The organism is Bacteroidota bacterium, assembly GCA_021300195.1.
In the GTDB taxonomy this organism is placed as follows: Bacteria; Bacteroidota; Bacteroidia; order J057; family JAJTIE01; genus JAJTIE01.
In genome coordinates, this window is sequence record JAJTIE010000070.1 from 1 (window position 1) to 11062 (window position 11062).

8 protein-coding genes are annotated in these 11062 nt (G+C 58.2%); 2 read left to right on the forward strand and 6 right to left on the reverse strand.

Going from position 1 to position 11062, the window contains the following annotated elements:
- Positions 1–20: 20 nt before the first annotated feature.
- Positions 21–2843, forward strand: a complete 2823-nt coding sequence (gene polA, locus LW884_11540) for a DNA polymerase I (GenBank protein ID MCE3008963.1) — start codon at positions 21–23, stop codon at positions 2841–2843.
- 128 nt (positions 2844–2971) lie between these two features.
- Here the strand turns inward: polA and nhaA are convergent, their stop codons facing one another.
- A complete protein-coding gene (gene nhaA, locus LW884_11545; GenBank protein MCE3008964.1) occupies positions 2972–4405 on the reverse strand; it encodes a Na+/H+ antiporter NhaA in 1434 nt (477 codons plus the stop codon).
- A 155-nt stretch (positions 4406–4560) separates the two neighbouring features.
- On the opposite strand from nhaA, the gene LW884_11550 reads away from it, so the two are divergent.
- Entirely contained in the window at positions 4561–6018 is a 1458-nt protein-coding gene (locus LW884_11550) for an NADP-dependent isocitrate dehydrogenase (protein ID MCE3008965.1), read from the forward strand.
- Between the two features lie 293 nt (positions 6019–6311).
- On the opposite strand, the gene LW884_11555 is transcribed toward LW884_11550, so the two are convergent.
- The 5 genes from LW884_11555 to LW884_11575 form a co-directional block, all read right to left on the reverse strand.
- On the reverse strand, positions 6312–6926 hold the full coding sequence (locus LW884_11555; GenBank protein MCE3008966.1) for a DUF4294 domain-containing protein: 615 nt from the start codon (positions 6924–6926) through the stop codon (positions 6312–6314).
- A gap of 93 nt (positions 6927–7019) precedes the next feature.
- Positions 7020–7571 (reverse strand): hypothetical protein, encoded by a 552-nt coding sequence (locus tag LW884_11560; protein MCE3008967.1) that lies wholly within the window; start codon positions 7569–7571, stop codon positions 7020–7022.
- A gap of 24 nt (positions 7572–7595) precedes the next feature.
- Complete coding sequence (locus LW884_11565) at positions 7596–8693, reverse strand: acyl-CoA dehydrogenase family protein (protein ID MCE3008968.1); 1098 nt, start codon at positions 8691–8693, stop codon at positions 7596–7598.
- A gap of 150 nt (positions 8694–8843) precedes the next feature.
- A complete protein-coding gene (locus LW884_11570; GenBank protein ID MCE3008969.1) occupies positions 8844–9383 on the reverse strand; it encodes an adenine phosphoribosyltransferase in 540 nt (179 codons plus the stop codon).
- Between the two features lie 1076 nt (positions 9384–10459).
- Positions 10460–10915 (reverse strand): hypothetical protein, encoded by a 456-nt coding sequence (locus tag LW884_11575; GenBank protein MCE3008970.1) that lies wholly within the window; start codon positions 10913–10915, stop codon positions 10460–10462.
- Positions 10916–11062: the final 147 nt, after the last annotated feature.

Sequence of the window (11062 nt, forward strand, 5' to 3'; positions counted from 1 at the left end):
CCTAGTCCGTATCTTGCCACATGGCAGAAACCCACTCTCCCCCCCGGCTGGTACTCATCGATGCGATGGCGCTCATCTTTCGGGCCCACTTTGTGTTTATCAAGAACCCCCGCGTTACCAGCACCGGTATCAACACCTCGGCCGTGTATGGCTTTGCCAATAGCCTGATGGAGGTGCTAAATAGCCACCAGCCTACCCACCTGGGTGTAGCCTTTGAGAGCCGGGTGCCCACCCTGCGCGAGGAGGCCTACCCCGCCTATAAGGCCAACCGCGAAGAGGCTCCCGAAGACATACGTGCCGCAGTGCCCATGGTAATGGAGCTGCTGAAGGCCCTGCGCATACCCTGCCTGGAGCTGGACCGCTACGAGGCCGATGACGTGATCGGCAGCCTGGCCTGGCAGGCCGCTGCCCGGGGCATAGACTGCTACATGCTAACCCCGGACAAGGACTATGCCCAGCTGGTAAAGCCCCACGTGTACCTGCTGCGCCCCAGTAGCAAGTTTGCCCCCCAGGAGCTGCTGGATGCAGCGGGGGTTCAGCAGAAGTTTGGCGTAGCGCCCACCCAGATAGCCGACCTGCTGGGCCTGAAGGGCGACAGCATAGACAACATACCCGGCATCCCCAAGATAGGCGAAAAAACCGCCCTCAGCCTGCTGGAAACCTATGGCACCCTGGAGGAAGTGATAGCCCATGCAGGCGAAATAGACAAGAAAAGTGTGCGAGAAACCATACAGGCCCATGCCGAGCAGGGCCGGATGAGCAAGCAGCTGGCCACCATCTACACCGATGCCCCCATAGCCCTGGACCTGGACAGCCTGGTGCTGGAGGCGCCCGACAAAGAGGCATTGGAGGTGCTGCTGCACAAGTGGGAGTTTCGGACCCTGGCCCAGCGCCTGCTGGGCGGCGCACCGGCAAACGGGAAGGCCGGGTTGCCGCAAGCCCCCGACCTATTTAGTACCCCCGCCGGCCCCGACACAACCCCTGCCGACTCAGACAGCCCCGACCAAGTGGAGGGCCCCAGCCTATACCGCAGCCTGGCCGATACGCCCCACCACTACGAGCTGGTAGCGGGCCGGGCAGAGATAGAAAAACTGGTGGCAGAGGCACGCCGCCAGCCCGCCATCTGCTTCGATACCGAGACCACCGGCCTGGATGCCCTGCAAGCCCAGGTGGTGGGCCTGGCCCTCAGCTGGCAGGCCGGTACGGGCTACTATATCCCATTCCCCGAAGATCAGGAGGCCGCCCAGGAACAGTGGGAATGGATACGCCCCCTGATGGAGGACCCGCAGGTAATGAAGGTGGCCCAGAACCTCAAGTATGACCTAACCATCCTGGGCAACTATGGCATAGGCCTGAAGGGCGAGCTGTACGATACCATGCTGGCCCACTATGTAGCCCACAGCCACCTGCGCCACGGCATGGACCTACTCGCCACCACCTACCTGAACTATGCCCCCATGCCCATTACCAGCCTGATAGGCAAAAAGGGCAAGGGGCAGCTAAGCATGCGCCAGGTGCCTGTAGACCAGGTGGCTGAGTATGCCGCCGAGGATGCTGACATAACCTGGCAGCTGTACCAGCAGCTGGCCCCCGAGGTAGAGGCTGCCGGGCTGAACCCCGTGCTGCAGCAGGTAGAGCTGCCCCTGCTGCCCGTGCTGGCACGTATGGAACGCACGGGCATAACCGTAGATGTACCCTTCCTGGAGGACTATAGCGCCGAGCTGAAGCAGGAGCTGCGCAGCCTGGAAGCACAGATATACGACCTGAGCGGCGAAACATTCAACATCAATAGCCCCCGCCAGCTGGGCGAAGTCCTCTTCGAAAAACTGCAGCTGGCCAAGCCCAAAAAGACCCGAACCGGCCAGTACAGCACCGACGAGGAAGTGCTGAGTAGCCTAGCAGCCATGGGCTACGAGCTACCCGATCGGGTGCTGGACTACCGCGAGCTGACCAAACTGAAAAGCACCTACGTGGACGCCATCCCCCAGCTGGTAAACCCCCTTACGGGCCGCGTGCACACCAGCTACAACCAGGCAGTGGCTGTTACAGGCCGCCTGAGCAGCAATAACCCCAACCTGCAGAATATACCCATCCGCACGGCCCGGGGCCGAGAGGTGCGCAAGGCCTTTGTGGCCGCAGACGGCCAGCACCTGCTGCTAAGTGCAGACTATAGCCAGATAGAACTGCGCATCATGGCAGCCATGAGTGGAGACCAGCACCTGCTGGCCGCCTTTCGCGATGGGGCCGATATCCATACCGCCACCGCGGCACGCGTGTTTGGCGTAGACCCCGGGGCGGTAGACCGCGAGATGCGGGGCAAAGCCAAGATGGTAAACTTTGGCATCATCTACGGCATTACTGCCTATGGGCTCAGCCAGCGCCTGGGCATCTCGCGTGCCGAAGCGGCGCACATTATTGAGAGCTACTTTGCCCAATACCCCGGGGTGAAGGCCTATATGGAAGACTGTGTGGCGCGTGCCCGCCACACGGGCTATGCCTATACGCTGATGGGCCGCCGCCACCTGCTGCGCGACATAGATAGCCGCAATGCCACCGTCCGGGGTTTTGCGGAGCGAAACGCCATCAACACCCCCATACAGGGCACGGCGGCAGACATGATCAAGCTGGCCATGATACGCACGCAGGCAGCACTAGACCAGGCAGGCCTGCGCGCCCTGCTGCTGCTGCAGGTGCATGACGAACTGGTGCTGGAGGTGCACCAGGACGACCTGGAAGCACTGAAACCCCTGGTGACCGAGGCCATGCAGGCAGCCATGCCCAGCCTGGCAGTGCCCATTGTGGTAGAGATAGGCGCTGGGCCCAACTGGCTGGATGCGCACTAGAGCCCCCCGGTGAGCTGCAACTATGGCAGATGGGGGGCTTGTAAAAGCCAACTGAATGCGCAAAAAACCAGGGCATACCCCCCCAGGGTCTCGCGCGTTATGCGGGGCCTGGCCCGCACAGCTGGCTTTTAGGCTCGGGTTTGGCTCCATCCCTGCGTACGCTGCAGGTCTACGTCCGGTGCCATCTGGTGCACGGCTTCCACCTCCTCGGCTGCATTGGCGGGCAAGATCCACTTGAGCAAATAAAAACCAACCAAGCCCGAAATGATGCTGCCCAGCAGGATGCCTATTTTGGCCGTTTCCTTGAAGGCCGGATCGGTAAAGGCTAGCTCGCTTACAAACAGGCTCATGGTGAAGCCGATGCCGCACAGCCAGCTTACGGCATAGATCTGCGGCATGCTGGTGCCACGGGGCAGGCTGGCCATGCCGGTGCGGATGCTGAGCCAGCTGAAAAAGGTAACCCCAGCCTGCTTGCCCACGATAAGCCCCAGGGCAACCCCCAGGCTTACCGGGCTGAAAACTTCATCCGCTATCTTGTCCCAGTGCAGATGCACACCGGCATTTGCCAGGGCAAATACCGGCATAATGGCAAATGCAACCCAGCTCGCCACGCTATGCTCCACCCGCTGCAGCGGTGTTTCTACCGCAGTGGCGGCCTGGCGGATCTGCTGTGTATACACCAGTCCGTCGGGGTTCCGAAACGTGTCTCGGCTCTCCGCCGGTATGCCCTTGAAGCGCCCCAGGGCCTGCTCCGTATTATGTATAAATTCGGCACTGTTGATGCGTGTGGTGGCCGGTATTACCAGGGCCAGCAGCACCCCGGCTATGGTGGCGTGTATGCCACTCTGTAGCACCAGCAGCCATACCGCTATGCCCACCAGGGTAGCCAGGATGGGTATCCGGTAGCGTATGCGCAGCAGGAAGTAAAGCAGCGCGAGCAGCCCGATTGCCGCTCCCAGGTAGCCCCAGTTTATCTGATCGTTGTAGAAAAGCGCGATGACCACCACGGCCCCCAGATCGTCCACAATGGCCAGGGCCGAGAGAAACACCCTGATGCCAATGGGTACCCGTGCCCCCAGCAGCGCCAATACCCCCAGCGAGAAGGCAATGTCTGTAGCCATAGGGATGCCCCAGCCCGTACTGCTGCGCGCGCCTCCATTGAAGAAAAAATACACCGCCGCCGGAAAAAGCATCCCACCCAGGGCGGCCATGATGGGTAGCAGGCTCCTCTTCAGGCTGCTCAGTTCGCCCACCAGTAGTTCGCGCTTGATCTCCAGCCCCACATAGAGGAAGAAGACAACCATCAGCGCATCGTTTATCCAGTGGCTAAGGCCCATGGTGAGCGCGTGCGACCCAAGCCCGATGGTGAGTGGCGTATGCCAGAAGTGCTGATAGCTGTCGCCCCAGGCACTGTTGGCCCAGATCATGGCCGCAGCCGTGCACAGGATCAGCATGATGCTTCCGCTCAGCTTATTGTGCATAAACTGGCTAAAAAGCACGGCTGGAGCCTCTAGTGTGCGGGTAATGGTGCGCGGAATGGGGCGTAGTTCTTGCTTTGCCATAGGTATACAAAGCTAGCGAAACACCGACAAGCACCCAAAAGGCACCGTCTGCAGTATGGGTTTCTTTTTTAGCTTTGCGCCACAAGGCGGTGTGCGTGCGCACAGCCCGTTTAACCTCATCACGTTGCAACCCCATTTAATTTAAGTAGTTAAAAATGTCTGATCAGCTAGTACCCATTACGGTAGCCAAAGGCGATGGCATAGGCCCCGAAATTATGGATGCCACCCTGCGTATCCTGGAGGCAGCAGGTGCTCGTATAAAGCCCGAGTACATCGAGATTGGCGAGCAGGTGTATCTCAAGGGCGTTACCAGCGGCATTGCCCCCGAGGCCTGGGAGAGCCTGGAGCGCACCCGCGTATTCCTGAAAGCACCCATCACCACCCCCCAGGGCGGCGGCTTCAAGAGCCTGAACGTAACTACCCGGAAAACATTGGGGCTGTTTGCCAACATTCGCCCCTGCCGCACCTATACCCCCTACGTGCGCAGCAAGCACACGGATATGGACCTGGTGATCATCCGCGAGAACGAGGAGGATACCTACGCAGGCATTGAGCACCGCCAGACCGATGAGGTATATCAGTGCCTGAAGCTTATCAGCCGCCCCGGCTGCGAGAAGATTATCCGCTACGCCTTTGAGTATGCTGTGGCCAACAACCGCAAAAAGGTAACCTGCTTCAGCAAGGACAACATCATGAAGATGACGGACGGCCTGTTTCACAAGGTGTTTGACGAGATAGGTGCCGAGTATCCGCAGATTGAGAAAGAGCACTGGATCATCGACATTGGCGCGGCAAAGATGGCCGATACCCCCGAGGACTTTGATGTGATCGTGATGGAGAACCTGTATGGCGACATCCTGAGCGATGTGGCCGCCCAGATAGCTGGGTCGGTAGGCCTGGCAGGTAGTGCCAATATCGGCGCGGGCTATGCCATGTTCGAGGCCATACACGGCAGTGCCCCCCGCCGGGCGGGCCAGAATATGGCAAACCCCAGCGGCCTGCTGAACGGTGCCGTGCAGATGCTGGTGCACATAGGCCAGCCCGACGTGGCCGAAAAAGTACAAAACGCCTGGATAAAGACGCTGGAAGATGGCGTGCATACCTACGACATCTACCGCGAGGGTGTGAGCAAGGAAAAGGTGGGTACGCGCGAGTTTGCCGATGCGGTAATTGCCCGCCTGGGCCAGGAGCCCAAGCAGCTGAAGCCGGTGCGCTACAATAAGGATGCAAAGCCGATGGATACCAACCGCTATACCATTACCACCCGCAAACCCGCCCATACAAAAGAGCTGGTAGGCGTGGATGTATTTGTGCATTGGCCTGGTTTTGAGCCAGAAAAACTGGCACAGGAGATACAAAAGGCCGGTACGGACAGCCTGGCCCTGGGCATGATCTCTAACCGGGGAACCAAGGTATGGCCCGATGGGCACCCCAGCACCTTCTGTACCGACCACTGGCGCTGCCGCTTTAAGGGAAAAAATGGCAGTGTGAAGCACAAGGACGTGATAGCCGTGCTAGGCAAGCTGGAAGCCGCCGGGGTAGACTTTATCAAGACGGAGCATCTGTATCTGTTTGACGGTCAGGATGGCTACACCAAGGGCCAGGGTGAATAGCAATTCATTCATACCCTTTTTCTAGCCACTTATTTCAACGGTAATGAAACAAGAAAAGCCCCGCGTGGGGCTTTTCTTGTTTGATCCCGACACGGAACTACCGGGGCTCGGGGGGGGCTTTTCCCCTCCTCCTGTCGGTCATACCAGCCTACTATCGGGTATGGGGAACATCCATGCGGGGGAGAAACAGACTTGCCCCTAGGTCGGCCCGTGCCGTGTAGATTGCTGCAATGCAGATGCCAGCTACGGCACGGTGCAGGCAGGGTAGGGATAGAGGCCGGGCTACTGTTGTGCTAGTACAGCGAGGTGTCGCCCGACTCGAACTGTAGTACGATGTATTCAATCTGGGCATCCTCCACATCCGTAGTGGGGTGGTAGCCATTTTTCAGGTTTGCGCCAAATAGCGTAGCCAGCGTCTGCCAGAAGACAGCCGATGCGCCCGAGCGGTATTCCTTGATCAGCTCATAGGCCGAGTTGTTGGTTTCCCGATGAATCAGCTTGATCAGCACCTTGCCCTGCGAGAGGGTGAGTTTTCGCAGCTGCCCTTCGTACTCCTCTTTTAGCTGCTTTTCCAGGGCCTTGGTGTAGGCCTTGCGTGTCTTTTCGTCTGGCATGGTGGCCAGCTTGTCATTCGTCTCGCGCAGTAGCCGCCCGCTCAGTTTGGCCAGGGCATACACCTTCAGTACATCTGCGCGTAGTTTGGTTATCTTGTGCATCTGCCGTGCCCGCCTGCGCGCTTCGCGCTGGGCTTCCACAGGGTCGGCCAGGTAGGGGGGCTGCACGGTGACAGGCTCCGTGAAGAATATCGGCCTGCGATCTACCGGGTCTGCCGGTGCCCAGTACCTGCCATCGTCTCGCTGCCAGCCCTGTGCCTGCGCGCCAGCTGCCAGCTCAGCAGCTACCACCATAAGCAGCAGTAAGCTGTACGCGGCACATAGGCAGGATGTTTGAGGCAGCCTCATACACAAAAATACGCAAAATACATGCCACAGTTGGCGGCCCTATGGCTGCGCGGCCCGGGGCTGTGCGTGGGCTTCTGCCAGGGGTACCGGTGCAGTTTGGCAGCGGCCCTGGGCACAGCTGGCCAGGTAGTTCAGGTAGCCGGGCTGCCAGGCTGCCAGCTTGCTATCGATTTCGGCCAGTGTATGGTGCAGCTGCCTGAGTAGGACCTCGGCCTGGCCCCTGGCGGCCTCCAGGTCTACGGGGTCTTCGGCATTTAGGTCTGTCAGCAGCTGGCTGCTGGCTTGGTATAGCTGCTCCAGCATCCGTAGCTGCTCCGAAAACTGCCGGCGGTAGGCCCCGAACGCCACCTGGCTCAGCGAGTCCTTCTGCACAAAATCATATACATGGGCTGGCCACAGTTGCCGTGGTTTGCGTACAAACAGGCTGTCTTCTGCTACTTGCAGGCTGTCTATTCGGTGCTTCAGGCGGGCTGTTTGGCTCGCCAGCCGCTGGTGTGCACGCGCGGCCGCATGGCCATTGCGTGCGGGCTTGCTTGTACAGCACGGCAGCCCCTGCAGGGCTACACACAGGATAAAAAGCCACAGGCGCATAGCGGTACAAAGTCGGGATCTGTACTACTTAACCAGCTGGCGGCTAATCACCAACTGCTGAATCTCGCTGGTGCCTTCGCCTATGGTGCACAGCTTGGCATCGCGGTAGTACTTTTCTGCCGGATAGTCTTTTATGTATCCATAGCCCCCGTGTATCTGCACGCCCTCGTTGGCCACCCGCACACATACCTCGCTGGCCACATATTTTGCCATGGCACTCTCTTTGGTCATCTGTTGGACTTTGTTCTTCAGGTCGGCAGCCTGGTGGGTCAGCAGCTCCGCTACCTCTATCTCCGTGGCCATCCAGGCCAGCTTGAAGGCAATAGCCTGGTGGTCGAATATGGGTTTTTCAAACTGCTCACGCTCCTGGGCATACTTCAGGGCATGGTCCATGGCACCCTTGGCAATGCCCAGGCTAAGGGCAGCGATGGAGATGCGCCCGCCGTCTAGCACCTTCATTGCCTGGTGAAAGCCATCTCCCACCTGGCCCATGCGCTGGCTATCGGGTATGCGCACCTGTTCCAGTATCAGCTCGGTAGTCTCGCTGGCCCGCATGCCCAGCTTGTTCTCCTTCTTGCCGGCGCTGAAGCCAGGCGTGCCCTTCTCTATGATGAAGGCTGTTGCGTTGCTGGGCATGCGCCGCTCGCCCGTACGGGCCAGTATGACGGCTACGTCTCCGCTTTTGCCATGCGTAATAAAGTTCTTGCTACCGTTTATTACCCAGTGGTCTCCATCCCGCTCAGCATAGGTGTTCATGTTACTGGCATCGCTACCGGTGTTCGCTTCGGTAAGGCCCCAGGCACCAATGTACTCTGCTGTTGCCAGCCTGGGCAGGTATTTCTGCTTCTGCGCCTCGCTGCCAAACTGCAGGATGTGGCCGGTACACAGGCTGTTGTGCGCAGCCATGCTCAGGCCTATTCCGCCGCATATACGCCCCAGCTCGGCTATTGCGGTTACATATTCATGGTAGCCCAGGCCACTGCCGCCATAGGCCTCTGGCACCAGCATGCCCATCAGGCCTAGCTGCCCCAGCTCCTTGAATACCGCTACCGGGAAGTACTGGGCTTCGTCCCACTCCAGTACATGGGGGCGTATCTTTTCTTCGCCATACTTGCGGACCATGTCCTGGATTTGCAGCTGTAGCTCGGTGGGCGCAAAGGATAGGCCGGTGGTTTGTGTTGATACAGTTGACATGGTGATGGAGGGGTTTTCAGAAACAAATACTTAATAATAGCTGTCTGGCGAGCAGTCTCGGAATAAAACGCTGCAAATCTAATCATAACGGACCAATGAAACGAGCGACGGATGAATTGTGCTCAGTTTCTCGGCTCCCCTCAGTGCTGCCAGCTCGATGAGGAAGCAAAAGCCGGCTAGCTCGGCACCCTGCTGCAGGCACAGGTGGCCCGCTGCCGCTGCCGTGCCCCCGGTGGCCAGCAGGTCATCGTGTATCAGCACCCGGTCTCCAGGCTTTATATGGTCTGTGTGCACCTCTATGGTGGCGGTTCCGTACTCCAGGTCGTAGGTGCGCTCGGCAGTTTTGCCTGGCAGTTTGCCCTTTTTACGCACAATCACAAAGCCGCAGTCCAGCTCCTGTGCCAGCATGGGGCCTAGCAGGAAGCCCCGGCTCTCAATGCCCGCTACCAGCGTGATGCCCGCCGACCGGTAGGGGGCTGCCAGGGCCCGGGCACAGTCGTGCACCAGCCCGGGGTCTAGCAGGATGGGGCTGATGTCCTTGAACTGGATGCCCGGCTTGGGGAAGTCTGGAATAACGCGTACGGACTGATCTAAGCGGGTGGCTAGCGTGGTATGCATGGCGAAGACGGGGATGCAGGGTATGATACGTATATTTAGGTGCAGGCTGGGGCGGCATACGGGGGCAGCCCGACAGTAAAACTAGCACAAGATCGGTGCCCAATTGCCATCCGGGGCGAATAATTGACCTGGCTGGGTGCTATTTGCGCGTGGAGGACCTATGGGCCTCCCGTAAACTGCCAGGCAGGGACGTATCATTGCGAATGATCTCCACCCCCTATAGCTTGAAGTCGCAGGGGACCACTACCCAGAACTTGATGGGCCTGCCTGGATGGCAGGCTAAAACTTGAGCAGATAGGCCTTGCGGGCGGGGTATCTTTATCCATGCTCCCCATCGGAGTACTTCCTGAAACAGCCCTTCGGTTATGCACCCAAGGGCTATGCTTTTTGCATTGGAAACAAGTGGGCGACCTAGGCTCTATGCCGAGGAAAGGCTAAAGCCCCTGGAATACAAAGCCTTCCATAGCTGGGGGCCTTTTCGTTAAGCGCTGTGCCTGCGTGGGGCCAAGGCGCTATGGGGGCAGCTGTGTGCCGCTACAGGGTGTAGTTGCGGCCAAGCATTTTGGTTTTATGCCGGCGCATCAACCTTCTGCTGTGTAACCCTAAACGTACCCTCATTGCAGATGAAGAAGGTGCTTTGTACAACGCTCTTATTGCTGGCTGCTGTAGGTAGCAGCCAGGCCAAGACTTTTTTGCTGGTACATGGTGCCATGGTGGATGGTACCAGCTGGTTTAAGCTAAGGCCCGGCTGGAGCAGCAGGGACACCAGGTGCACGTGGTAAACCTGGCAGGCCACGGCAATAATTGCGCGCCTATCGCAGCGATTACTTAGGAAGTTATGAAAGGCAGCTCATCGAAGCCCTTAACACAGTGGAGGAACCGGTGATATGGGTGGGGCATCGCATGGACGGATTGCTTATTTCTTCTGCTGCCAGCAAGGTGCCCCAAGAATAGCGACCCTGATATACGTAGCAGCCTTTGTACCCAGGACAGGCGAGCGTGTACTGGCCCTGAATCAGCAGGACACTACCAGTCAATTTGGGCCAAACCTGTGGTAGCCCAGCAGGAGGGATATATCATGAGGAAGCCCGACAAGATAGACGAGGTATTTTGTGCTTAAAAGGGGCTGCGTACCACAACAGCAGAAAAACAACCGCACCAATCAAGGTCCACAGAATGTCGTTCCAATCAAATATTGCCCTGCGACTTACAATTTGCAAAAACTCCCAGCCGATCAACCCTGCCGACGAAAGCAGGGCAGCCCATATATGTAGGTTCCTGGCATGCCACGTATGGGCCTTCTGCGGCTTGGTCATCTCCAGTTTGGCACCCACCAAAAACGCAGACACGCCAATGGCTGCAAAAAAGTTGGGCGCAACCCCAAGGAGATAGATGATTACCGGGACATTGCCTCGATAGTTGGCCCTTATTTCGTCTGAAAGGTAAGGGTAAAGCGCAAAACAGAGGCAAAATATCCCGAACAAATAGATTTTGAGACGGCGTGTTGGGTTTGGCGTAATCTTTCCTTTCATAATGCTAAGGGGCTTGACTAGCAGGTTTTCTTAGAAGTTGCTATTTTTTCTATAAAAAACTCCTCTGTTGGTGATGCCTGGCGTGTGGAAATGGCGGAAAAGGCTCGCCAATCAATAATTTCAAGAAGAGCCATTTCCACCACGCAA